Below are 24,134 nucleotides of genomic sequence, written 5' to 3' on the forward strand. Positions count from 1 at the left end.
TCGCCTTGCCTATCTGTAGCGCAGCCGGTCGACGGCTTCCCGCAACAACTGTTCGGTGGCTGTCCAGCCCAGGCAGCCATCGGTAATCGACACCCCGTATTGCAATGTCTCGCCCAGCGACTGACAGCCCTCGAACAGGTGGCTTTCGATCATCATGCCAATCAGTGAAGAATTGCCGGACAGGCGTTGCTCGAGAACATCGTTGAATACGTGGGGCTGACGTGCCGGGTTTTTGCCGCTATTGGCGTGGCTGCAATCCACCATGATTCGTGGAGCTATTGCGTTTCTGCTCAGGCTGGCCTGCACATGGGCGACGCTCAGGCGATCATGATTAGGGCCGCCATGCCCGCCACGCAGCACGATGTGGGTATCCGGGTTGCCCTGCGTCTCGATGATCGCCGGGTGCCCGTGGCGGTCCATGCCAAAGTGTCGATGCGGGTGCGCTGCCGAGCGCATGGCATCGCTGGCGACTGCAACGCCGCCATCCGTGCCGTTCTTGAAACCGACCGGCATGGGCAGGCCGCTGGCCATTTCCCGATGAATCTGCGATTCGGTAGTGCGCGCGCCGATCGCTACCCAGCTGAGCAGGTCGTCGAAGTAGCCCGCTGCCATCGGTTGCAGTATTTCAGTGGCGACCGGCAGGCCTATCCCAAGCATGTCGCGCATCAACTGTCGCGATAGCGCCAATCCGCTGGCCATGTCGTCACTGCCATCCAGGTGCGGGTCATAAGCCAGACCTTTCCAACCGACTGTCGTACGAGGTTTTTCAACGTAGGCACGCATCACCAGCAGCATCTGATCGCTGACTTGCGCTGCGAGATCGGCCAGTCGCTCGGCATATTCACGCGCGGATTGCGGGTCATGAATAGAGCAGGGGCCAACAACGATCAGTAGTCGGGAGTCGTCGCCATTGAGGATGGCGCGTATGGCGCGACGATGTGCAGCGACCTGTTCGGTCAGCTCCACACTCAGCGGCAGTCGGATCTTCAGCTCGAGTGTGCTTGGCAGGCGTTTTGAGGCGGGGCTGCTGTCCTCTAGCGTCATTACAGGCGTGGACAGGTCAGACGGTTTTACGGCAACGGACGAATTCATTTTCGGGCTTCCTGGGCTGGCGGGGCAATCCCGCGCTGACCCTACTGGGGTGTTCGACAAAGGGCCGTATTGGCCGGGCGTTTACGGTTGCCACCTGGCAGTGACCGGTCGGAGGCGGCAGGCTGTCCCGAACGGAGGTGGCTAAATCGCCAGGCGAAGTCGATGTCGTTGCGGTAATAAGTGGTGTATTTCATGTCGTGATCCTCAGCAGGCAGTGTGATGTTCTTGAAAAGTTGAAAATTCGGGACTCTGAAAAAACAAAACCCCCGATCGGGGAGCCGACCGGGGGTTAGAGAATTCTCTGGTTGGCGTCCCCTTGAAATGGGCGCCAGATGGGTATCAGGCGCGCCAGTGGCTAAACCAATACCCATAATAAGAATTGAGCTGAAAACACTGACGCAGCGACACCATTCGCACGGCCACGGCTGATGCCTGGCGAGTAATGCCGGCAAGAGCTTGAAGCGTGAATGGGATGGACTGCTGCATGGGTGTGTCTCCGTAGATTGAGCCGAAGCTTACTTCAGGAACGGCGGCGCGTTCAATTGGAAAATTCAATCAAGGTCATTGGCGCGGCTATCAGTGGAAAACAGTCAGTGGCAAACAGTGGAAAAACGAAACATGTTTCAAATGTCGCGCCCAACGCTCAGCGATGAACTACCCGATGGTGGGTGACAGGTGGGGCCGCAACAAGGTATCTTGCAAGCCTGTTTGCACCGCTGGAAGCATTGATTCCTGTAGCTTCCTCCCGATGAGATGAACAATACGTCACTCGTTGCCTTCTTTTTTGCCTGGGTTTTGCAGTCGGGATAAATTCACCCTTCTTGCCTGGCAATACCGTCACTTTATGCGCTTTGCCGTTCCTGCTTTCTGCCATTACCTGGCAAATTTGTTGCGGGATCAACGCTATTTCACTAACAAAAGACTGACCGGATGTGCACTGTTTTTCAAGCCAGGCCTTGGCTTGTGCTGCGGTGCGTATTCCGGGCATAGTTCAAAGCCGTTCAAATCAGTTTAATTCAGCTGGGTTCTACCACCCGTCAGGGTGTGTCAACAGGGTTATGCATTCAAATGAGTGGAATCGGATACCGATTAAGGAAAGAACGAGAACGTCTCGGGCTTTCTCAACGCAGCTTCGGTGAGATCGGTGGGGTTGAAGCCAATGCCCAGGGCAAGTACGAGAACGGTGACCGTGCTCCAAAGGCTGATTACCTGGCTGCTGTTGCTGCCAAGGGTGTAGATGTACTTTACGTGCTGACCGGAACCCACACACCTGTGCCGATCGATAATCTGAGTGTTATCGAGGAGAAGATTCTGGGCAATTACCGGGTGCTGGAAAAAGAAGATCAAGACGCGATCAGACGTCTGACCACGACTATCGCCGAGCATGCCGGCTGTGCTGTTGCTGCCGAAAAGCTCCCTTCCGGTAGCTGATCCGAAAGGGCTTTTCAGCGCTTCGGCACGGGTCATTGTCATATTGTCGAGCGTCGGAGTTCGCAGTGCTAGGTCTCACTCACTGTTTTTGTTATGGTGATTGTCATTCGTTATGACTGTTGCGTGAGGTGTCTGCTTGATTAAGGTGCTAGTTGTCGATGACCATGATCTTGTGCGGACAGGCATCACGCGCATGCTCGCCGACATTGACGGGCTGCAGGTTGTCGGTCAGGCCGATTCCGGTGAAGAATCCCTGAAGAAAGCGCGCGAGCTCAAGCCCGACGTGGTGCTGATGGACGTCAAGATGCCGGGCATCGGCGGTCTGGAAGCCACGCGCAAGATGCTTCGCAGCCATCCGGACATCAAAGTCGTCGCCGTCACTGTCTGTGAGGAAGACCCGTTTCCGACTCGCTTGCTGCAGGCCGGTGCCGCAGGTTACATGACCAAGGGCGCTGGGCTTGCCGAGATGGTTCAGGCGATCCGACTGGTGTTTGCAGGCCAGCGCTACATCAGCCCGCAGATCGCCCAGCAGCTTGCCTTGAAGTCGTTTCAACCGCAGGTCAACAACTCGCCATTCGATCTTCTGTCCGAGCGTGAGATCCAGATCGCCTTGATGATTGTCGGCTGCCAGAAAGTCCAGACCATCTCGGACAAGCTCTGCCTGTCGCCTAAAACCGTGAACACCTACCGATATCGTATCTTTGAAAAGCTTTCGATCAGCAGTGATGTCGAACTGGCTTTGCTCGCTGTGCGCCACGGCATGGTTGATGCCAGCGCCTGAACATGACCCAGACATTTGACCCCAGTGCTTTTCTTGCGACCTGTAGCGGGCGCCCCGGCGTCTACCGGATGTTCGATGCCGAAGCCACTCTGCTTTACGTCGGCAAGGCCAAGAACCTCAAAAAGCGTCTCGCCAGTTATTTCCGCAAAACCGGACACGCACCCAAGACCGGTGCGCTGGTTGCGCGCATTGCCCAGATCGAAACCACGATCACCGGCAACGAGACCGAAGCGTTGTTGCTGGAGCAGACACTCATCAAGGAGTGGCGGCCGCCTTACAACATCCTGCTGCGCGACGACAAATCCTATCCTTATGTGTTTCTGTCCGATAACGCGTTTCCGCGGCTGAGCATTCATCGTGGCGCCAAGAAGGCCAAGGGCCGTTATTTCGGGCCTTACCCGAGTGCGGGCGCCATCCGCGAAAGTCTCAGCCTGCTGCAGAAGACCTTCCAGGTTCGGCAGTGTGAGGACAGCTATTTCAAGAACCGCACCCGACCGTGTCTTCAATACCAGATCAAGCGCTGCAAAGGGCCTTGTGTCGGTCTGGTCGAGCCTGAGGTATACGCCGAAGACGTGCGCCATTCGGTGATGTTTCTCGAAGGCCGCAGCAATGCATTGAGTGACGAGTTGAACGCCTCGATGGAAAAAGCAGCCATGGCGCTGGATTTCGAGCGTGCAGCCGAGCTTCGCGATCAGGTGGCATTGATGCGCCGCGTTCAGGATCAGCAAAGCATGGACGGCGGCACCGGTGATGTCGATGTGGTTGCGGCGTTCGTCAACCCCGGCGGCGCTTGCGTACACCTGATCAGCGTTCGTGGTGGCAGGGTTTTGGGCAGCAAGAACTTCTTCCCGCAGGTGGGCATAGAAGAGGAGGTCGGCGAGGTAATGTCGGCGTTCCTGGCTCAGTACTTTCTGGGCGGGATCGACCGGGAGCTGCCCGGCGAAGTCATTGTCAACGTCGTCAACGAAGACTTCCCGGCACTGATTGATGCCATCGAAGAGCTGCGCGGCGTTGAAATGATCATCAGCCATCGGGTGCGCGGCACTCGGGCTCGCTGGCAGCAAATGGCTGTCACCAATGCCGAGCAGGCGTTGGCAGCGCGTCTCGCCAACCGTCAGCATGTTGCATCGCGCTTCGAAGCGCTGGCGGTGGTTCTCAATCTCGATGAGCCGCCGATGCGCCTCGAGTGCTACGACATCAGTCACTCCAGCGGCGAGGCGACAGTCGCTTCCTGCGTCGTGTTCGGGCCTGAAGGGCCGATAAAATCCGATTATCGCCGGTTCAATATCGAAGGTGTGACAGCTGGCGACGACTACGCCGCCATGCATCAGGCGTTGACCCGACGCTATAGCCGCATAAAAGCCGGGGAGGGCAAGTTGCCCGATGTGCTGCTGGTAGACGGCGGCAAGGGACAGATGTCTATGGCCCGCGATGTGCTCAACGAATTGCAGGTTCCGGATCTGATCCTGCTGGGTGTTGCCAAGGGCACCACGCGCAAAGCCGGGTTCGAGACGCTGTACCTGAACGACGCGGCCCATGAGTTCACGCTACCCGGAGATTCTCCGGCGCTACACCTTATTCAGCAGATTCGCGACGAGGCTCACCGCTTCGCAATCACCGGTCATCGGGCGCGTCGGGGCAAAACCCGGCGCACTTCGACCCTTGAGGGCGTTGCTGGCGTCGGGCCGACCCGGCGTCGAGATTTGCTCAAACACTTCGGTGGATTACAGGAATTGTCCCGTGCAAGCATTGATGAAATCGCAAAAGCACCCGGAATCAGTAAAAAGCTGGCAGAGTCGATTTATGCAAACCTGCACAGCGAGTAGAATGCCCGCTCACCTCGTAGCCAGTTGTGCCGATGAATATCCCTAATCTGATCACCGTATTACGCGTTTTACTGATTCCGATCTTCATTCTGCTGTTTTACATGCCTTATCACTGGAGCTACATGGCGGCCAGTGCGGTCTTTGCGTTTGCTGCGGCAACCGACTGGCTTGACGGGTATCTGGCACGCAGGCTTGAGCAAAGCACGCCATTCGGCGCGTTTCTTGATCCTGTGGCAGACAAACTGATGGTGGCCGTTGCACTGGTGCTGCTGGTTCAGGCGCATGCCAATCTATGGCTGACGCTGCCTGCGGCGGTAATCATTGGTCGTGAAATCGTGATTTCCGCACTTCGTGAGTGGATGGCGGAAATAGGCGCACGTGCCCAAGTCGCCGTTTCCAACATGGGTAAATGGAAAACTGCAGCGCAGATGCTAGCGCTGGTCATACTGCTGGGCAATCCGCCAGCTGTTACCGTCTGGGTAATCCTTGGCTACGCGCTGCTGCTTATCGCCGCGGGGCTGACGTTATGGTCGATGGTGCAATATCTCAGGGCCGCGTGGCCGCACCTCAAGACCACTGCAGAAAAAAAATAAGTTTTTGAATCAAAGGCTTGACGTCGCTATTTGAAAGGCTAGAATAGCGCCCGTCATCAAGACAATGCGGGAATAGCTCAGTTGGTAGAGCACGACCTTGCCAAGGTCGGGGTCGCGAGTTCGAGTCTCGTTTCCCGCTCCAATTCAAAGAAAAAGCCACTCAATGAGTGGCTTTTTCTTGCCTAAAATTTGGTCACGGCATGTGCCGCACACCACAGTCCTTCACTATTCAGATTATCCAGGCAAACGTTTGGCCTCTCGGCCGCGTTGAGCCGGTTTCCGCGCGCCATCATTAAAAAAAGGTTGAATAATCACACCGAATGTTATTTAAATAACAAAAATAATAACGCCGCAGGGCTTGCCACGGCGTATACAAGGTGACGATATTCATGAACAAGATCGCGGTCATCGGCAGCAACATGGTGGATTTGATCACCTACATCGACCGAATGCCTCTGCAGGGCGAGACCCTCGAGGCGCCGGGCTTTGCAATGGGCTGTGGTGGCAAGGGCGCCAACCAGGCGGTAGCCGCTGCCAGGCTCGGCACGTCTGTGCTGATGCTGACCAAGGTCGGCGATGACATGTTCGCCGATAACACGCTCGGCAATTTCAAGCGCCATGGCATAGACACTCGCTACGTCACACGCGTGGCTGGTGTACCCAGCGGTGTTGCTCCAATTTTCGTGAGCAGTGATTCGCATAACAGCATCCTTATCGTCAAAGGTGCCAATGCGCACTTGAAGCCCGCGGACATAGACCACGCCGAGGCAGCACTGATCGAATGCCGCCTTATCGTGCTCCAACTGGAAATCGATCTGGCGACTGTGTACTACGCCATCGAATTTGCCAAGCGCCATGGTATCGAAGTGTTGCTCAACCCTGCTCCTGCGTTGGCAGGGCTGAGCCGCGATCACCTGGCGCAACTGGACTTTTTTATTCCTAATGAAAGTGAGCTCGCGCTGATTACCGGCAAGTCCGTTGACGGCCCAGAGAGCGCGCTGATTGCTGCACGTGAACTGGCTGCGCAAGGCATCCGTCATGTCATCGTTACCCTGGGTGAGCATGGCGCGCTGTACGTTGGCGAGGAGGGCGAGTTCCATGTGCCGGGGCGCGAAGTCGTTGCGCGAGATACGTGCGGCGCCGGCGACGCGTTCATTGGCTGCTTCGCTCACTATTGGACCAAAGACGGTGACATGCGCGCGGCAATCACGCAGGCGGTGGCTTATTCCGCATGCTCGGTGACCGCGCTGGGTACGCAGAGCTCTTATCCCGACGCTGCCACTTTCGCGCGATTCGTTGAAAGTTTCTGATCCACGGTTGATGCCTTGCGTCGCTGACGCATTCTTTTGCTCACGGAGAATAACAATGACAAAAGTCCCGCTCCAACAGACTCCCGATGGTTTTTACCTCAACCGCACACCCTGGTTCGCGTTTCTGTTGCTGTGCAGTATTTTCGCCTTGTGGGCGGCGGCTGCGAGCATGAATGACGTGCTGATTGCTCACTTCAAAAAAGCGTTCTTGCTTAGCGACTTTCAGACAGCGTTCGTGCAGTCGGCGTTTTATCTGGGCTACTTTTTCGTGGCGATTCCGGCGGCGATGGCTGTGCGGCGTTTCGGTTACAAAAGCACGATTCTGATTGGCTTGGTGTTTTACATGCTGGGTTGTGCGCTGTTCTTTCCGGCTGCCTCGACTGCCACGTACGGTATGTTCCTGATGGCGCTGTTCGTCATCGCGTGCGGCCTGTCCTTTCTGGAAACTGCCTGCAACACCTATTCAACGTTGATGGGGCCCCGTGAAACCGGTACGCGTCGCTTGAACATTTCTCAGACGTTTCACCCTTTTGGTGCCATGACAGGCGTGTATGTCGGCAGTTTCGTCATGTTCAAGGACAGTGATGCAACCCGCGAACAACTCACCCAGATGAGCGCTTCGGAAGCGGCAGCCCAGCAACTGGAAATGATTCAATCGACGCTGTTGCCTTACAAATGGATGATCGCCGTCCTGGTGCTGATATTCATCCTGATCCTCATTACCCGCTTTCCTGCCTGCCGTGGCAATACCGAAAGTCGTGAAAAAAAGCATGGTCTTCTTCAGAGCCTTTCTCGGTTGTCGCGTAACTCGCGTTTCACCTTCGGGGTACTGGCGCAGTTCCTCTACGTCGGTGCGCAGGTAGGCGTGTGGAGCTTTACCATCCGCCTGGCGATGCAGATGGGCGGAATGAACGAGCGCAGCGCCTCCTGGTTCCTGTTGACCACATTTGCCACCTATTTCATCGGCAAGATGATTGCCAATCTGATGATGCGCAAATATCACCCGGCCAAGGTCTTGATGATTTACGGAGTGCTGGCAATTGTGCTGCTGGCTTACACCATTCTTGTGCCTAACATCAGCGCCGTATATGCCGCAGTGGGCGTCAGCATCTTCCTTGGACCCTGCTGGCCGACCATTTATGGCCTCACAATCGACGGGCTTGGTGAGGACACCGGTGTCGGCGGCTCGCTGTTGGTGATGAGTATCGTGGGTGGGGGCGTCATGCCGGTTTTCCAGGGCCTTTTGTCCGACGCCACTCATGGCAACATGCAGCTGGCGTATATCGTGCCCTTGCTGTGCTTTGTGGTGATTGTCGCTTATGCCTATTCGTGCATGCGCCATAATCGGACCACCCAGGCCGGTGCTGATGCAGTGGTGGCGTCATGAAAAACCTCACCATAGCCCTGACGCCTGAACAATTCACCATGAGCGAGAAGACGCTGGCGCAATCCGCTGACTTCAAGGTAGTGGCCTGGGCCTATCCCAGTGGGGTGAAGGCGCTGGCGCTGGAGAACGCTCGCGGACGGTTGGTCGTATTGCCCTATCAGGGCCAGATGATCTGGTCGGCGATCTTCGATGGTTGCGATTTGACCATGCGTAACATGTTCAGCCAGCCACGTCCGAGCCCCACTATTATCGGCACCTATGGTTGCTTCATGTTCCATTCCGGACTGTTGCGCAACGGTTGTCCCGGACCGGATGATGACCATCCGTTGCACGGTGAAATGCCCTGCGCGCCGATGGACCTCGCGTGGCTAGAAGTGGGTGAAGACGCCGCTGGGCCTTACCTGCGGCTCAAAGGGGAATATGAATACGTGCAAGGGTTTGGCGACCATTACCTGGCTGCGCCCTCGGTCACTTTGCGCGCCGACTCTGGTGTTTTCGACATAGGCATGCAGGTCACTAACCTGGCGGGTAGCGCGATGGAGCTGATGTACATGGCGCACATGAATTACGCCTATGTGCCTGAAGCGCTTCTGGTCGAGCCGCTTGGGCGTGCCAGCACACGGGTACGCCAGACTGTGCCCGCTCATGTGAAACCCACGCCGGAGTGGTCAGCCTATATTGCGCAACTGAGTGAAGACCCTGCTGGCTTGAGCCGGCTGGATGCGCCGGCTCTTTATGACCCCGAGATCGTCTGCTTCTTCGACGATGTGCCTGTAGATACTGCAGGGAATGCACATTTTCTGCTTGACCACCCTTCAGGCGCCGCGTTTTACACGCGCTATTCACCCGAGCAGTTTTCCCATGCCGCGCGCTGGGTTTTGCACAATGCCGATCAGCAAGTGGCTGCATTTGTGTTGCCTGCCACCTGTGAGCCGGAAGGCTATCAGGCGGAAAAAGCCAAAGGCAATGTGCGCTTATTGGGCGGCGGGCAAAGTACCGCGTTCAGCGTCACCACCGGGTATGTGTCCGCTGAAGAACGGCATTTGCTCCGCCAGGAATGGGAGAGCCGGTGAATGCCTCACACCACACAACGCGCCCCGTTTTTGGCAATCAATTCGCGGTAGGACTTGGGAAGTTTCTTGTCGGAAATCACCACGTTGAATTCGTTGAGCGTGGCGAAATGGGCGGTGCGCACGACGTCGAACTTGCTGTGATCGGCAAGCAGCACGCTGTGCTGGGTCTGGCGAAGAACCTTTTGCTTGACCTCGACTTCGTTGAAGTTGAAACACGTGACGCCGAAGGTTTCGCTGACACCTGCGGCCGACAGAAACGCCCAGGTCAGGCGCACATTGTCGAGAATGCTGTGCTCACCTGCATGGTCGAACACTTGGTTCTTGCGATGGAAGATTCCGCCACACAGCACAATGTTGCAGTTGGGCTTTTGCTGCAGCTTGAGCAGAACGTTCAGCGAGTTACACACCGCTGTGAACTCCATCTCATCGGGGATGAAGTCGATCACATACGGCACCGTGGTGCCGCAATCGAAGAACACTGTGTCTCCACGGCTGATGAACTTCGCTGCGAGTTTGCCGATGCGGCGCTTCTCCTCGACGTGCCGCGCGCCTTGTTCGGTCACCTTGTAATCGGAGGCGTCGGCGGGTTCGAAGGCGAGGGTGATGTGTCCGCCCAACAAGTGCAATTTTTCCGGATAGCGATTCAGGTCGCGACGCAAGGTCATTTCAGAGACGTCGAGCAACTCGGCCATCTCGCGTAAATGGATCGCTTTCTGATGCTGCAGGGCTTGCTGGATCAGCTTGATGCGTTCTGATTGTTTGCTTTCCACGGGCATTCCATTGGCTATTCGTGTTGTGATTTAAACATTTATTGCTATTATTCTAACATGTTGAGTGCGTGGCTTCTTAACCGCGGCTCCCCCCATGACTCATTATCAGGACTGAATCTCATGAGCCCATTAACACCTTCAGCACTCGCCAGATTTATTGATCATACCTTGCTGGCCCCCGACGCCTCTCGTCAACAAGTGGCCACGCTGTGTGCCGAAGCGCAGCAACATGGCTTTTATTCCGTGTGTGTGAATTCTGGTCAGGTGGCCTTTGCCGCACAACTATTGGCAGGCCAGGCCGTCAAGGTCTGCGCGGTGGTCGGGTTCCCGCTAGGCGCTGGAATCAGCGAGAGTAAAGCCTTTGAGGCCCGCCAGGCAATTGCAGCGGGCGCAGGTGAAATCGACATGGTCCTTAATATCGGTGCGCTGCGAGACGGGCTGACGGACACCGTGCGCGACGATATTGCTGCTGTGCAAGAGGCTTGTGGGCCGGTACCACTCAAAGTGATTCTCGAGACCTGCCTGCTGGACGATGCGCAGAAGACTCTCGCGTGTCATATCTGCCGCGAACTGGGCGTGGCTTTTGTAAAAACCTCCACCGGGTTCAGCCGCAGCGGCGCAACCGTCGAAGATGTAGCGTTGATGCGCAGCGTCGTAGGTGCCGATATCGGCGTCAAGGCCTCGGGCGGTGTGCGTGATTATGAAACGGCGCTGGCCATGATCGAGGCTGGAGCAACGCGCCTGGGCACGAGTTCCGGCGTGAGCATTGTCAGCGGCAAGTCCGCTGATGCATCGGGTTATTGAGGTCGCTGCCAGCGCAAGCGTTCAAACAAAAAGCCACTCTGTGAGTGGCTTTTGCTCATCTGCAATCCTTGCCAGGTATTCAGGGATCACCGCCGCCCGGCGCGCGTGCTCACATCTACCCACACTGCCAGCACCAGAATGCCGCCCTTGACGATCATCTGCCAGTAGCTGTCGACGTCGAGCATCGACATCCCGTTGTCCAGACTGGTAATTACCAGCGCCCCGAGCAGGGCACCATAAACGGTCCCGGAGCCGCCACGCATGGAGGTTCCACCGATGAAGCACGCGGCAATGGCATCGAGTTCGCCCATGTTGCCAGCCGAAGGGGAGCCAGCGGCCAGGCGTGCTGTATTGACCAGGCCGGCGAGGGCGCACATGACGCCCATGATGCCGAAGATCCAAAGTTTTATTGCCTGTACGTTGATGCCGGACAGCCGAGTGGCCTCCATGTTGCTGCCGACCGCGTAGACGCGTCGTCCGAATACCGTCTGGCTGGTGACGTAGCTGAACACGCCGAGCAGAACCAGCAGTAACAACACCGGAACCGGAATCCCGTCGTAGCTGTTGAGGATATATACAAACCCGGCCAGTACCGCACCAATCAACACTACGCGCAATCCGTCACGAATCATCGAATGTGGCGCCAGCCCGTGCAGCGCTCTGTTGCGTCGTTGTTTCCAGGTGAGGAACAACGTCAGGGCCATCAGCAACAGGCCCAGGCCGGTGCCTGCTGCGTGAGGCAAATACCCCTGACCCACATACACCAGCGACGGCGAAACCGGTGCAATCGTGGTTCCGCCGGTAATCCCCAGCAAAATGCCGCGAAAAGCCAGCATGCCGCCAAGCCCGACAATAAAGGACGGAATGCGCAGGTAGGCGGTCATGTAGCCATTGGCCAGGCCGATCATCAGGCCACACAGGGCAACCACGCTCAGGTTCGCCAACAGCGGCACGTGATAGACCACATCGAGAATCGCCGCCAGGCCACCGAGCAGGCCGAGCATCGAACCCACCGACAGGTCGATTTCGCCGCTGATAATGACCATCACCATGCCACAGGCCAGAATGCCGGTGATGGACATCTGTCGCAGCAGGTTGGAGAGGTTGCGCGGGGTCAGAAACCCGCCCTCTGTGTGCCAGCTGAAAAACAGCCAGATCACGACGATGGAAATCACCAGCGCGAGCATTTTGTAGCGGGCAAAGAACTGTTTGACCTGATTCATCTACGCGGTCTTCCGGTCGTTGTCATTAGGGTTGCCAAGGTCGTCGGGATGGCTGAGTGCAGCGGCCAGCACCTGTTCCTGAGTCAGACCCTGGTTGATGAAGTCGCCGCGCAGCCGGCCTTCGCCGATCACCAGTACGCGGTCGGAAACACCCAGCACCTCGGCCAGCTCCGACGAAACCATGATGATCGACACACCCTCGGCGGCCAGCGCGCCCATCAGTTTGTAGATTTCGTATTTGGCGCCCACATCGACGCCCCGGGTGGGCTCATCGAGAATCAGTACCCGGGGTTTGGTCAGGAGCATCTTGGCCAGTACAGCTTTTTGCTGATTGCCACCGGACAGGCTGGTGATCGGTAGAAACGGGCTGGCCGTCTTGAGGTGCATGCGCGAAATTTCCCGGTCGATGCTGCCCAGTTCGGCTTCGGCATCGATGCGCGTCATCTTCGAGTAGTTGTCGAGAACGGCGAGGGTGATGTTCTGACCGACGCCCATGTCGGGGATGATGCCCTGGCGCTTGCGATCTTCTGGAACCATGCACAGCCCGGCGCGGATCGATTTGCGCGGCGTACGCGTGTCGATGGGCTGACCATCCAGCCACACCTCGCCGCTGTAGCGCCCTGCATAGGCACCGAACAATGCCGAGACCAGTTCCGTACGCCCGGCACCCACCAGACCGGCGATACCGAGAATTTCCCCGCGCCTGAGGACAAACGAGACATCGTCAACCCGCTTGCGTTTGGGGTTGTCGACGTCATGACAAGTGATATGCCGCGCTTCGAAAAATACCTCGCCGACCTCATGCGGTTCGGTCGGGTACAGATTGCTCATTTCCCGTCCGACCATCTGCGTGATGATCTTCGGAATATCCATTACCGCCATGGCGGTGGTCGCGATGTGTTTGCCGTCGCGAATCACCGAAATGGTGTCACACACGGCTGCTACCTCATCGAGCTTGTGTGAGATGTAGACACAGGCAACGCCCTTTGCTTTCAGGTCACGAATGATATCCAGCAACACCTCGATCTCCGAGCGGGTCAGGGCCGAGGAGGGTTCATCGAGTATCAGCAGCCGTGCCTGTTTGTTCAGTGCCTTGGCGATTTCCACCAACTGCTGATAGCCGCCGCCGTATTGCGAGACCGGCAGCGCCACGTTCATGTCCGGCACCTTTAGCTCGCGCATCAGAGCTTCGGCACGGTGAATCATTGCGGGGTAATTCATGCGCCCGCCAGGCAGGGTCAGTTCGTGGCCCATGAAAATGTTTTCGGCCACCGACAGGTCGGGGACCAGGGTCAGTTCCTGGTGAATGATGACGATCCCGGCAGCTTCGGTTTCGCTGATGGACTGGGCCTTGAGTGGTTGACCGTCCCAGAGGATCTCGCCTTCCCAGGTGCCATAGGGATAAACCGCCGAAAGGACCTTCATCAAGGTGGATTTGCCAGCGCCGTTCTCGCCACACAGGCCGACGCATTCGCCGGGCCTGACCGTGATATCGATGCCATTCAGGGCTTTGACGCCGCCAAAGGTTTTGACGATGCCTTTCATTTGTAGCAGGTAGTCGGACATGGCTCAGGGCTCATACGCAGGCAGCAGGACGGGCTTGAGGACGACCCTGCGCAATCTGGTTGCGCAGGGCCGGCTCAGGCTCTATCGACGTGTCGACGTGTCGACGCTCGACAGTTCACTCTTTGCCCATCTGCGCCTTGGTGTAGAACCCGTCCTTTTCCAACAGGTCGATGTTGTTCTTGGTCAGCTCCGTTGGTGTGAGCAGGATGGTGTCGACTTTTTTGCTGCCGTTGTCATATTGCGAGCTGAAGGTGGTTTTTTCATTGCGCGCCAGTTGCACCGAGAGTTTCGCGGCTTCGGTAGCGATCAGCTTCAGAGGCTTGTAGACAGTCATGGTCTGAGTGCCGTCGATGACCCGCTTGACCGCTGCCAGATCGGCGTCTTGGCCCGAAATAGGCACTTTGCCTGCCAGTTTCTGGGCGGCCAGTGCCTGAATGGCGCCGCCAGCGGTGGCGTCGTTGGAGGCGACGATGCCATCGATCTTGTTGCCATTACGGGTCAGCGCGTTCTCCACAATGCTCAATGCTTCGGTGGGGCTCCATTCCTTGACCCACTGCTGCCCGACAATCTTGATATCGCCCTTGTCGATGGCTGGCTGCAACACCTTCATCTGACCTTCACGCAGGATTTTTGCGTTGTTATCGGTAGGCGCGCCGCCGAGCAGAAAGTAGTTGCCCTTGGGTGCAGCGTTGAGCACGCCTTTGGCCTGCATTTCGCCGACTTTTTTGTTATCGAAGGAGATGTAGGCGTCGATGTCGGCGTTGAGGATCAGCCGGTCATAGGACACGACCTTGATCCCGGCCTTTTTGGCTTCGGCAACAGCGTTGGTCAGCACCGTGGCGTTGAACGGCACAATGACGATCACGTCGACGCCTCGGGAAATAAGGTTTTCGATCTGCGAAATCTGCTTTTGCTCGTTGGCATCGGCTGACTGGACGAAGACTTTGGCGTTCAGCTTTTCCGCCGCAGCAACGAAGTAATCACGATCTCGTGACCAGCGTTCCAGACGCAGGTCATCAATGGAAAAACCGATTTTCGGGTGGGCGGCGTCGGCCATGACCGGCAGCGACAGCAGCGCCAGAGCGCTGGCGAGCAACGTACGTTTCAGGGTGTTCATAGGGTGCGTCCTTTTATTGTTGTTTGAAAGACACTTCATGACCGGCAGCGTAATGCCGGTGGAACTGTAGAACGTTGTCGGGCGCTTGGGGGACTGATTTGTCGCGAGAGTGTCACTGCAGCGCCCGTTTTCGAAACCTTCAGGTATAGATAAACCGGTTGACCACTCCTTCCAGCCATTCCTGCCGCCCGCTGACCGCCTGCGGGTTCAGTTCGTGGGCAAACGCACGCTCGGCCAGTGAGGCAAGGCTGAACTCGCCCGCCAGCACTGACTGGCCGAACGGCTGCTGCCAGCCCGCGTAGCGTTGATCCTTGAAAACCTGGAGCTTGTCGTTTTGCACCATCGCGGCTGCGCGTTCCAGGGCCAGTGCCAGCACGTCCATAGCTGCAACGTGGCCGTGGAACAGGTCGATTTCTTCCAGGCTCTGGCGGCGCACCTTGGAATCGAAATTGTAGCCACCGTTGGTAAAACCACCGGCTTTGAGAATTTCATAGGTCGCGAGTGTCATCTCTTCGACGCTGTTCGGGAACTGGTCCGTGTCCCAGCCGTTCTGCGGGTCGCCACGGTTGGCGTCGATGCTGCCGAATATGCCCAGCGATACGGCCGTGGCAATCTCGTGATGAAAACTGTGCCCGGCCAGTGTTGCATGGTTGGCTTCGATGTTGACCTTGATCTCGTTCTCCAGGCCGTACTGCTGCAGGAAACCAAAAACCGTGGCGCTGTCGTAATCGTATTGATGTTTGGTAGGTTCCTGAGGCTTGGGTTCGATCAGCAGATCGCCTTTGAAACCGATCTTGTGCTTGTGCTCGACCACCATGCGCATAAAGCGTCCGAGTTGTTCGCGTTCATGTTTCAAGTCGGTATTAAGCAGGGTTTCGTAACCCTCGCGACCGCCCCACAGCACATAGTTGGCGCCTTTGAGGCGCAGGGTTGCGTTCATGGCACTGAACACCTGCGCGGCAGCATAGGCGAACACTTCCGGGTCCGGGTTGCTGGCGGCACCGGCGGCAAAGCGCGGGTTGCTGAAGCAATTGGCGGTGCCCCACAGCAGCTTGAGGCCGGTTTGCTCCTGATGTCGCTCCAGGTGATCGACCATCTGTGCGAAGTTATTGCGGTATTCCTTGATCGACTGGCCCTCCGGGGCCACATCGGTGTCATGAAAACTGTAGTAGTCGATGCCTAGTTTGGAGAAGAACTCGAACGCAGCTTCTGCCTTGCCGATCGCCAGTTCCATTGGGTCACCGGTGCGCTGCCACGGGCGCTTGAACGTGCCGACGCCGAACATGTCAGCCCCCGGCCAGACAAACGTGTGCCAGTAACACGCAGACATCCTCAGGTGCTCACGCATGGGTTTGCCGAGGACCAGTTTATCGGCGTCGTAGTGGCGAAAGGCAAGGGGCGAGTCGCTGTTCGGGCCTTCGTAGATAACCTTGTCGACAGTGGGGAAGTACGGCATGGGCGATGTTCCTTATTGTTCTTGGCGATGCCTCGATACTAGCAACGGCCTCAGGGTTGCTGATTATGAAAATCATCAACATGGAGTGCGATTTTGAGTATTGAGATTCGCCTGTCACACGCCTAGTCTGTCGACACGCATCGCGCTTCCCGGATCGGCATAAAAACAATGAAAACCGTACCTCCCGTTCACCGCATCGCGCTGTTGTTCAACGGCAGCAAGATCTATGACCGCGGCATTATCAGTGGCATTGGCAATTACCTCAGCAGCACCCGCGTGTCCTGGGACCTGTTTCTAGAGGAAGACTTTCTGTGTCGCCTGAAAGGCATCGAGCGCTGGCAGGGCGACGGGATCATTGCCGACTTCGACGATCCGCTGATCGGCGAAGCGCTGGCCGGGATCAGGTTGCCGGTGGTGGCGGTCGGCGGTTCCTATCAGGATGAGCGTGCTTACCCGAAGGGCATTCCTTATGTCGCTACCGATAACCACGCGCTGATCAAGGCCGCCTACGAACACTTGATCGAGGCCGGGCTCACCCGTTTTGCCTGCTTCAGCCTGCCTGAGGCGCAGGCCAACCGCTGGGCACAGGAGCGAGAAAAAGCATTTCGCCGATTGTTGCAGCGCGACGGTCTGCATGCAGAGGTCTATCGCGGCATGGGCACCAGCGCGCCGCTCTGGGACAGTGCCGTGGAACAGCAGATTGCCTGGCTGCAAAGCCTGCCGAAACCCATTGGGATCATCGCTGTGACCGACGCTCGTGCGCGGCAATTGCTGCAGGCGTGCCTGACGGCCGGGATTGCCGTGCCCGAGCAAGTGGCCTTGATCGGCATCGACAACGATCCACTGACCCGGACCCTGACTCGGGTGCCGTTGAGCTCGGTGATTCAAGGCACCGAGACCATGGGAAGAACCGCCGCGCGCTTGCTCCACCAGATGCTGCACGGTATGCCTGCCACCGGAACGCAAATTCTGATACCCCCGGAGGCGATCAATGTGCAGGCCTCAAGCCTGCATCAACCGCTAGGCAATCCCTACGTGATGCAGGCGCTGTTGTTCATACGTCAATACGCATGCCAAGGCATCAAGACAGCGCAGGTGGCTGCCTATGTAGGCGTGTCGCGCTCATCGCTGGAGTCGCACTTTCGCAAGGTGAGGGGTTGCAGCGTGCATGACGAAATTCTGCGCTTCAAACTGGCTGCCGCTGCCAGCGGGCTGGAAAAAACCGATTCGGCGATTGCAGAGATTGCCCGTAATTGCGGCTTCAAGTCAGCGCAGTACCTGCATACGGTATTTCGCCGCGAGTTTGGCTGTACGCCGCGAGAATATCAGCAGGGCGGCAGCGATAACGCTGCCTTGGTCAACTGAGCTGCAACGACTAGTCGGCGATGATCCGTATCGTCCAGAAGTCCGAGGACAGATTCGGGTCCATAAGGTAGCCGTACGGCATGGTGAAATATCCTTCCATGCCCCAGGAGACGCCCCAGGAGTTACGTAGCAGGAAGCGCTGGTGTGCATCGTCGTAACCCACTACCAGAACACAATGACCACCGAGCATTTTTTCATCGTGTGCGGGCATGGGTGCATGCCCTGTCTCGGCGACTTTCTTTTTTTCAAAGCTTTCGTACACGCTGAACCCGATTACGAATGGATAGCCGGACGCCAGGCAGCCCTTCATCTGATTAAGGTGTTGCGCAACTTTCTGGTAGGACACGGCTTTATACTTTTTGGCGTCCTTGTAACAGGCGGGCGGCGGCTTTACCGCGAACTTGGCGATATCGTAAGGCCACTCCTTCTCGGGACAGTCACCCAGGGTCGCAACCGCTTTTATTCCATCCCGGATCATCGCGCCGCTGTCTGAACTCACGCTGTGTTCAATGACGCGTTCGTTGTAGTAGATAAATAAACGCGACGGTATGAACGCCGGTTTCAGTTTCTGCTTCATACGGTCAAACTGAATGGCGGCTGCAATTCCATTCGCTGTGCAGCTGCCGAGTTGTCCCTGATCGTAAACGGGAGGGCAATGCTTTCTCAGGTCAATCGAGCGCGGAAGTGTTGTCAACGCAGCCACGGGCGCGGCATACAAATGGTCGCGATGATCCGGCAGGTCGCGAATCCAGCCATATTGCTTTACGGTGTAAGTCATCGTGTTTTCCTTGCAAAAGGGACTGCCTGACAGGCACCAGATCAATTGAGTTGCTCATGATGCCTGGCGCCATGTAAGCAGTTTCCCCAATGGCAAGGGATGAAGATGTTTTTAATGCTTAGTTGGCTAAATATCGCGGACAGAGAGCCATCTTGCCCGAACCGGCAGCCGTTGCGCCTCGGAAAGCAGCATGGGCTCAGGCGCTTGCCGGGACAGACTTAAAGATGGCCCACTGTTTCACGACTTGTCATCAATTCCCGGCAAAAAAGCTCAACCCTTTGCCAATCGCGCATTCATAACTCACCACTTTGCCCACCGGTTCATAAGCCGGAACGCTCAGCGTCGTCATGCTGAAGCTCGCCTTACCGTCAGGGCGCACCTGATAACGAATGAATTGCTGGATAGGCTTGTTATCGCGGCTAATGGTGAAGTGCGTGTCGGAGAAGGCCAGGGTTCCGTCCCCGGTAATGAGGTAGGTATCTATGCGTTTGCCGCCTTTGGTCTTTGACGGCTCTGCGCCTTCGACCGAGGATTTGCATTGCCCCAGATCGATCGCCACGGCCACCGATTTGCCGGTATTCAGGGCCTGGGTAAGGGCAGGGTAGTTGACCAGGGCATCACTTGCGTGGGCAAGAACTGGCAGGGACAGAACAAGCAGTGCAGCACAGTAACGTTTCATGGCTTCTCCAGTAAGGCAGACGGGCCTGATACAGCCAGTCATGTCCGGGGGGTTAAAAAACAGCGAAAACCCTAGCACAGGCTGCTTTTAAAGTGGGCCTCGATTCGCTGTTGGCCAGGCAACAGCGAATCGGCAATCTGTGTTCCAACGCCGCCGGACGACGCCTGCCACTGAGCTGAAGACAATACGCAGCAACGGCAGGAACGCGCCTGCCGCCAAGGCTGGCAGGCGGCTTCAGATGTTTGGGCACGACCTGTGCACTGCTGAACAGGAATGTTTTCCTGAGCCAGCGGAGCTACCCGAATGCCTGATGCCGTCCCGACTTTCAAATCGATTCGATTGCCTGCCGTATGGCGCGCCCTTGCGCTGACCCTGATTGCTGCCAGTCTTGCTGCAACGGCCCGCGCCGACGACAGCGACGTGCCCTCACTGGCGGGCAAACGCATTGCTATCAGCATGACCGGCACCAGTCACTATTTCGATATCAAGACCTTTCAGGCCCAGGTCGATGAGGTCAAGCGTTTGGGGGGCACGCCGATCACCCTCGACGCCGGTCGCAACGACAAGAACCTGGTCAATCAACTGCAAACCGTGGTCACGCAAAAGCCCGATGCCGTTATCCAGACTCTGGGCACGCTCAGCGTGATCGATCCTTGGCTCAAGCGCATCAGCAAGGCGGGCATTCCGTTGTTCACCATTGATGCGCCATCGCAGTACAGCCTCAATAACACCACTTCCGACAACATGGCGACGGGCAAGGCGCTGGCCGGGCAACTGATTAAAGATGCAGGCGGAAAGGGCAATGTGCTGGTGTTCAACGGTTTTTATGGCGTGCCGGTCTGCGCCATCCGCTACGACCAACTCAAGCTGGCACTCAAAGACCAGCCTGAAATGAACATCATCGAGCCCGAGTTGCGTGATGTGATCCCCAATACCGTCCAGGACGCCTATTCACAGGTGTCGGCACTGCTCAATAAGTACCCCAAAGGCAGCATATCGGCCATCTGGGCCGCTTGGGACATTCCGCAGTTGGGTGCCAGCAAGGCGCTGGTCGATGCAGGGCGAACCGAGATCAAGACCTACGGTGTAGATGGCACCCCGGAAGTGCTGGAGCTGATGCGCCGTGAAGACTCGCCGATAGGGGCCGTGGTTGCACAGCAACCGGTACTGATCGGCAAGACTGCTGTGCAGAACGTCGCCCGCTACCTTGCCGGGCAGCGCGATTTGCCCAAGGAAACCCAGGTGCCGACGCTCCTGACCACTGCCGCCAACCTGCCAGAAGTGCAAAAGCTTCGGGGCGATAACTGAAGCGGGAGATTGATCATGGTTTCAGCGATGGCTCAGCCAGCAGATGTGCCTGCCTTGCACCTGAAGGGCATCAGCAAACGCTTCGGCGCCACCCAGGCGCTGGATGGCGTCAACTTGCGGGTGGAGGCCGGGACGATTCATGGGCTGGTAGGCGAAAACGGCGCAGGCAAATCGACGCTGATCAAAGTGCTGGCCGGTATTCATCGTGCAGATGCGGGGAGCCTGAGCATCCTCGGCCAGCCATTCGAGGCTGTCACACCAGGCCAGGTCGAGTCGATGGGCGTGCATTTCATCCATCAGGAGCGGCTGCTGCCAGGCAGCTTCACGGTCGGAGAAGCATTGTTTTTCGGTCAGGAAGTAAAGCGTGGCCTGTTTGTCGACCGACGCGCTCAGGATCGCGAAGCGGCCAGGCTGCTGGATGACTACTTCGCCATGCGCCTGCCAGCCGGGGCGTTGATACGCGATCTGGACAGTGCCCAGCGGCAGATTTTGCAGATCACCCGGGCACTGCTGGCCAGGCCAAGGGTACTGGTGTTCGACGAACCGAGCGTTTCGCTGGTCAAGCGTGAAGTGGACCGGTTGCTGGCCATCGTGCGGCGCTTGCGCAATGAAGGCCTGACCATTGTGTACATCTCGCATTACCTCCAGGAAATCGAATCGCTGTGTGACCAGGTTACGGTTTTGCGCAACGGTCGCGATGTGGCAGTGGTCGATCCCGCAACCACCAGCACTGCGCAGATTGCCCGGCTGATGGTCAATCGTGAGGTAGGTGAGCAGTACATTCGCGCGAAGGCCGTGCCCGGCGAGAACGTCTTGCAACTTCGCGGTTTGGGGGCAGGGCGTTATTACGATGGCATTGATCTCAGTGTGCGGCGCGGTGAAGTGCTCGGCCTGACAGGACTGGTGGGTTCAGGCGCAAAAGAACTGCTCAAAAGCCTGTTCGGACTGCTCAAGCCTGACCGCGGCGAGTTGCTTTTGAACAATCAGCCCTTGCGCCTGAAGTCGCCTCGTGACGCGGTGCGCAACGGCATCGCGCTGGTCCCCGAAGAGCGCCGGACGCATGGCGTGGCTCCGGCGCTTTCGGTGCTGGAAAACGTGACCTTGGCCAGCCTGGGACGATTCAGCCGCTGGGGGCTGCTCGACACTCATGCTCAGTTTCGGGAAAGCCAGCGTTTGATCGGTGAGCTGGCGATCAAGACCCCCGGCAGCGATGCCGCTGTTCATCTGCTTAGCGGCGGCAACCAGCAAAAGGTCGCCCTGGCCAAGTGGTTGAGTCGACATTCCTCTTTATATCTGCTGGACGAGCCCAGCGTAGGTGTCGATATCGGCGCGAAAGTCGAGATATATCGACTGATAGCGCGGCTGGCCGAGGCCGGTGCGGCGGTAGTTGTGTTGTCGTCGGACCTGCCCGAACTGATCGGTATCACCCAGCGCATTGTGGTCCTGCACCGCGGACGAATTGCAGGCGAATTCGAGTCGCACGCCACTGACAGCGATGAGTTACTGGCCTGTGCCACCAATGCCAGTGAGCGGCCCGCGCCTTTCAAATCAGTGCATTTCGAACCAGTGCTCAAGGAGGCTGACAATGTCGACGCATGAGGTGATCGCCAACCTGGACGTTGATCTTCCGCAACACCTGCTGGTGAGGATGGCGCAGCGCGGATCTGTGCTGGTATTTCTGGCGATTCTGTTGGCATTTGCCGTCAGTGCGCCTAACTTTCTCAGTGCCGGCAACATAAGCAACGTGTTCGCCCAGTCTGCCGTGTTGGGCATTCTGGCCTTGGGCCTGACCTGCGTAGTGATCGGTGGCGGGTCCAACGTGGTCAGCGGTGGGCTCGACCTGTCGCTGGCGGCCAATCTCGGTCTGTGTGCTGCCGTTTACAGCAGCTTGAACAATGCCGGGGTCGAAGCCTGGCAATCGATGTCCCTGACGTTTGGCTGCGGCTTGCTGGTCGGCGCGTTCAATGGCCTGGCAGTGGTGCTGTTGCGCCTGCCGCCGCTGCTGGCGACCCTCGCCAGCATGAACCTGATCGCCGGGCTGGAACTGGTACTCACGCAGAACACCGTGCTGGCCACCGATTCCGTGCTGCTGGACGGCCTGGCGTCGGGTGTCTGGCTGGGCGTGCCTGCGCTCGCATGGGTGCTGCTCGGTGTCGCGGGGTTGTTGTGGCTGCTTATTCAGCACAGCGTGTTCGGCCTGCGTCTGTATGCCATCGGCGAGTACCCGCAAGCAGCAAAAGCTGCAGGCTTAAGCCTGCAACGTTATGTGTTCGCCAGCTACCTGATTGCCGGCGGCTGCGCGGCCATTGCTGCGTTTTGCTCGGCGGCGTATTTCAGCGGCAGTACCACCGGTTCAGGCGACATGCTGCTGTCGGTGGTGGCCATTGCATTCCTCGGGGTGGTGTTCTCGCGTCGCTTGACCGCAAACATCCCCGGCACCTTGCTGGCTACGCTACTGCTGGGCTTTCTGATCAACGGTTTTCAGTTGCTGAACATTTCCAGCTTCTGGGTCAACGGCGTGCAAGGCGTGTTGATTCTGATGGTGGTGGCGTTTTCCGGTGTGCTTGCCCGACAGGAAGGTGAATCATGAGTGCGTTGACCCTGAACACCCCTTCGGCGGCGGTAAAAGTGTTGCCGCGCCTGTTGCCAGCGGTTCTGCCGCTGCTGGTACTGATCATCCTGCTGTTTTTTGCCGTCAATGCGCCGGGCTTTCTGAGCTGGGGCAACCTGTCGAGTCTGGTTCTGAACAATTTCGTATTGCTGGCCATCGTCGCAATCGGGATGACCTGGGCGGTGGCCGCAGGGGGGATTGATCTGTCGGTAGGTACAGCACTGGATTTTGCCAGCCTCGGTTTTGTGGTGACACTCAACGCCGGTTATGGTCTGGGTGCTTGCGTCGTAGTTGCCTTGCTCGCAGGGGGGGCGGCAGGCGCATTCAATGCGTTGCTGATTGCCGGGCTGCGCATTTCGCCGTTTCTGGCGACGCTGGGCACCTTGTTCATCGGTACCAGCGTGCAGCAACTGCTGTCTGACGGCGGCCAGCCGATCTACATCGCTCAAGGTGTGCTGCCGGGTGTCAGCAGTGTGTCGATTCTGGGCGTGCCGTTGCCATTGGTGGTCATGGCGCTGCTGGCCAGTGTGTACGGCCTGGTGCTGGCTCGCGGGCGTCTGGGCCGCGAAATTCTTGCCGTGGGCACGCAGCCGCAACTGGCTTATTACTCTGGCCTGCCCACCCGGCGTATCGCTGCGTTGGTGTTTATCGGCAGTGCTCTGGCCTGTTCTGTAGCGGGCATTCTGCTCAGTTCCACGGTAAATGCCTACGTGCCGATGTCTGGCAACGCCTACCTGATCAATGCGATAGGTGCCGTGTTTATCGGCACCACCCTTAGTCGTCAGGGACGACCTAACATCGCAGGCACGCTGTTGGGCGTGCTGCTCATCAATGTCATCGCCAATGGGTTGTTACTGATCGGCTGGAACTTCTATTGGCAGCAGGTCGCGACTGGCGCTTTGATCTTCGCGGTACTGGCGTTCAGCTTTGCCAGTCGCCATCTGCTGCGCAATGTCCTTTAGGG

Annotated in this window: 22 protein-coding genes, 1 tRNA gene and 1 pseudogene; 14 read left to right on the plus strand and 10 right to left on the minus strand. The window is 57.6% G+C overall.

Annotation, left to right across the window (positions count from 1 at the left end; all coding sequences use genetic code 11):
* Window positions 1–9: 9 nt before the first annotated feature.
* The 3 genes and pseudogenes from ALO43_RS07955 to ALO43_RS28435 form a co-directional block, all read right to left on the minus strand.
* Window positions 10–1,092, minus strand: coding sequence for a 3-deoxy-7-phosphoheptulonate synthase (locus tag ALO43_RS07955; protein ID WP_005892523.1), 1,083 nt, complete (start codon window positions 1,090–1,092; stop codon window positions 10–12).
* Window positions 1,093–1,431: 339 nt separating this feature from the next.
* A complete protein-coding gene (locus ALO43_RS29985; RefSeq protein ID WP_154897058.1) occupies window positions 1,432–1,578 on the minus strand; it encodes a hypothetical protein in 147 nt (48 codons plus the stop codon).
* A 295-nt stretch (window positions 1,579–1,873) separates the two neighbouring features.
* Window positions 1,874–2,080, minus strand: a pseudogene (locus ALO43_RS28435) (helix-turn-helix domain-containing protein); the annotation flags it as partial.
* 80 nt (window positions 2,081–2,160) lie between these two features.
* On the opposite strand from ALO43_RS28435, the gene ALO43_RS28440 reads away from it, so the two are divergent.
* The 8 genes from ALO43_RS28440 to ALO43_RS07995 all read left to right on the plus strand — a co-directional run bounded on the left by ALO43_RS28440 (window position 2,161) and on the right by ALO43_RS07995 (window position 9,493).
* Window positions 2,161–2,523 carry a helix-turn-helix domain-containing protein gene (locus ALO43_RS28440; RefSeq protein WP_005892526.1) on the plus strand — a complete coding sequence of 121 codons (363 nt, stop codon included), beginning with the start codon at window positions 2,161–2,163 and terminating at the stop codon, window positions 2,521–2,523.
* A 136-nt stretch (window positions 2,524–2,659) separates the two neighbouring features.
* Window positions 2,660–3,304: a response regulator transcription factor GacA gene (gacA, locus tag ALO43_RS07965; protein WP_002553344.1), complete on the plus strand. Its 645-nt coding sequence runs from the start codon at window positions 2,660–2,662 to the stop codon at window positions 3,302–3,304.
* A gap of 2 nt (window positions 3,305–3,306) precedes the next feature.
* Window positions 3,307–5,130 carry an excinuclease ABC subunit UvrC gene (uvrC, locus tag ALO43_RS07970; protein WP_024669297.1) on the plus strand — a complete coding sequence of 608 codons (1,824 nt, stop codon included), beginning with the start codon at window positions 3,307–3,309 and terminating at the stop codon, window positions 5,128–5,130.
* A 32-nt stretch (window positions 5,131–5,162) separates the two neighbouring features.
* Window positions 5,163–5,723 carry a CDP-diacylglycerol--glycerol-3-phosphate 3-phosphatidyltransferase gene (pgsA, locus tag ALO43_RS07975; protein WP_005892534.1) on the plus strand — a complete coding sequence of 187 codons (561 nt, stop codon included), beginning with the start codon at window positions 5,163–5,165 and terminating at the stop codon, window positions 5,721–5,723.
* 66 nt (window positions 5,724–5,789) lie between these two features.
* Window positions 5,790–5,865 (plus strand) — tRNA-Gly (locus tag ALO43_RS07980).
* Between the two features lie 247 nt (window positions 5,866–6,112).
* Window positions 6,113–7,033: a ribokinase gene (rbsK, locus tag ALO43_RS07985; RefSeq protein WP_024669296.1), complete on the plus strand. Its 921-nt coding sequence runs from the start codon at window positions 6,113–6,115 to the stop codon at window positions 7,031–7,033.
* A 55-nt stretch (window positions 7,034–7,088) separates the two neighbouring features.
* On the plus strand, window positions 7,089–8,420 hold the full coding sequence (gene fucP / locus ALO43_RS07990; RefSeq protein WP_005892538.1) for an L-fucose:H+ symporter permease: 1,332 nt from the start codon (window positions 7,089–7,091) through the stop codon (window positions 8,418–8,420).
* Window positions 8,417–9,493: an aldose 1-epimerase family protein gene (locus tag ALO43_RS07995; protein WP_053932666.1), complete on the plus strand. Its 1,077-nt coding sequence runs from the start codon at window positions 8,417–8,419 to the stop codon at window positions 9,491–9,493. Before fucP ends, ALO43_RS07995 begins: the two co-directional genes overlap by 4 nt.
* Window positions 9,494–9,498: 5 nt before the next feature.
* Here ALO43_RS07995 and deoR read toward each other — a convergent pair whose 3' ends face one another.
* A complete protein-coding gene (gene deoR / locus ALO43_RS08000) occupies window positions 9,499–10,269 on the minus strand; it encodes a DNA-binding transcriptional repressor DeoR (RefSeq protein ID WP_005892543.1) in 771 nt (256 codons plus the stop codon).
* 114 nt (window positions 10,270–10,383) lie between these two features.
* On the opposite strand from deoR, the gene deoC reads away from it, so the two are divergent.
* Window positions 10,384–11,067, plus strand: a complete 684-nt coding sequence (gene deoC / locus ALO43_RS08005; RefSeq protein WP_005892545.1) for a deoxyribose-phosphate aldolase — start codon at window positions 10,384–10,386, stop codon at window positions 11,065–11,067.
* 86 nt (window positions 11,068–11,153) lie between these two features.
* Here the strand turns inward: deoC and ALO43_RS08010 are convergent, their stop codons facing one another.
* The 4 genes from ALO43_RS08010 to xylA all read right to left on the minus strand — a co-directional run bounded on the left by ALO43_RS08010 (window position 11,154) and on the right by xylA (window position 16,429).
* Entirely contained in the window at window positions 11,154–12,290 is a 1,137-nt protein-coding gene (locus ALO43_RS08010) for a sugar ABC transporter permease (protein WP_024691288.1), read from the minus strand.
* The gene (xylG, locus tag ALO43_RS08015; RefSeq protein ID WP_005892550.1) at window positions 12,291–13,856 is read right to left on the minus strand and encodes a D-xylose ABC transporter ATP-binding protein; all 1,566 of its coding nucleotides are present in this window, start codon (window positions 13,854–13,856) and stop codon (window positions 12,291–12,293) included.
* Between the two features lie 115 nt (window positions 13,857–13,971).
* On the minus strand, window positions 13,972–14,973 hold the full coding sequence (gene xylF / locus ALO43_RS08020) for a D-xylose ABC transporter substrate-binding protein (protein ID WP_054997349.1): 1,002 nt from the start codon (window positions 14,971–14,973) through the stop codon (window positions 13,972–13,974).
* A gap of 139 nt (window positions 14,974–15,112) precedes the next feature.
* Window positions 15,113–16,429 carry a xylose isomerase gene (gene xylA, locus ALO43_RS08025; protein WP_053932663.1) on the minus strand — a complete coding sequence of 439 codons (1,317 nt, stop codon included), beginning with the start codon at window positions 16,427–16,429 and terminating at the stop codon, window positions 15,113–15,115.
* Window positions 16,430–16,597: 168 nt separating this feature from the next.
* Between xylA and ALO43_RS08030 the strand changes: the two genes are divergently transcribed.
* Window positions 16,598–17,794 (plus strand): XylR family transcriptional regulator, encoded by a 1,197-nt coding sequence (locus ALO43_RS08030; RefSeq protein WP_005892562.1) that lies wholly within the window; start codon window positions 16,598–16,600, stop codon window positions 17,792–17,794.
* A gap of 10 nt (window positions 17,795–17,804) precedes the next feature.
* Here the strand turns inward: ALO43_RS08030 and ALO43_RS08035 are convergent, their stop codons facing one another.
* Both ALO43_RS08035 and ALO43_RS08040 read right to left on the minus strand, forming a co-directional pair.
* Window positions 17,805–18,572 carry a C1 family peptidase gene (locus ALO43_RS08035; RefSeq protein WP_005892564.1) on the minus strand — a complete coding sequence of 256 codons (768 nt, stop codon included), beginning with the start codon at window positions 18,570–18,572 and terminating at the stop codon, window positions 17,805–17,807.
* A 250-nt stretch (window positions 18,573–18,822) separates the two neighbouring features.
* Window positions 18,823–19,251 (minus strand): VirK family protein, encoded by a 429-nt coding sequence (locus tag ALO43_RS08040; RefSeq protein WP_005892566.1) that lies wholly within the window; start codon window positions 19,249–19,251, stop codon window positions 18,823–18,825.
* Between the two features lie 303 nt (window positions 19,252–19,554).
* On the opposite strand from ALO43_RS08040, the gene ALO43_RS08045 reads away from it, so the two are divergent.
* The 4 genes from ALO43_RS08045 to ALO43_RS08060 are packed head-to-tail and all read left to right on the plus strand — an operon-like array spanning window position 19,555 to window position 24,132.
* Entirely contained in the window at window positions 19,555–20,559 is a 1,005-nt protein-coding gene (locus tag ALO43_RS08045; RefSeq protein WP_024691283.1) for a sugar ABC transporter substrate-binding protein, read from the plus strand.
* 15 nt (window positions 20,560–20,574) lie between these two features.
* A complete protein-coding gene (locus ALO43_RS08050; RefSeq protein ID WP_005892573.1) occupies window positions 20,575–22,158 on the plus strand; it encodes a sugar ABC transporter ATP-binding protein in 1,584 nt (527 codons plus the stop codon).
* A complete protein-coding gene (locus ALO43_RS08055) occupies window positions 22,145–23,149 on the plus strand; it encodes an ABC transporter permease (protein ID WP_024669289.1) in 1,005 nt (334 codons plus the stop codon). Before ALO43_RS08050 ends, ALO43_RS08055 begins: the two co-directional genes overlap by 14 nt.
* Window positions 23,146–24,132 carry an ABC transporter permease gene (locus ALO43_RS08060; RefSeq protein ID WP_054997350.1) on the plus strand — a complete coding sequence of 329 codons (987 nt, stop codon included), beginning with the start codon at window positions 23,146–23,148 and terminating at the stop codon, window positions 24,130–24,132. The genes ALO43_RS08055 and ALO43_RS08060 overlap by 4 nt, the downstream gene beginning before the upstream one ends.
* Window positions 24,133–24,134: the final 2 nt, after the last annotated feature.

The sequence above is a fragment of the Pseudomonas tremae genome, assembly GCF_001401155.1.
GTDB classification, from domain to species: Bacteria; Pseudomonadota; Gammaproteobacteria; order Pseudomonadales; family Pseudomonadaceae; genus Aquipseudomonas; species Aquipseudomonas tremae.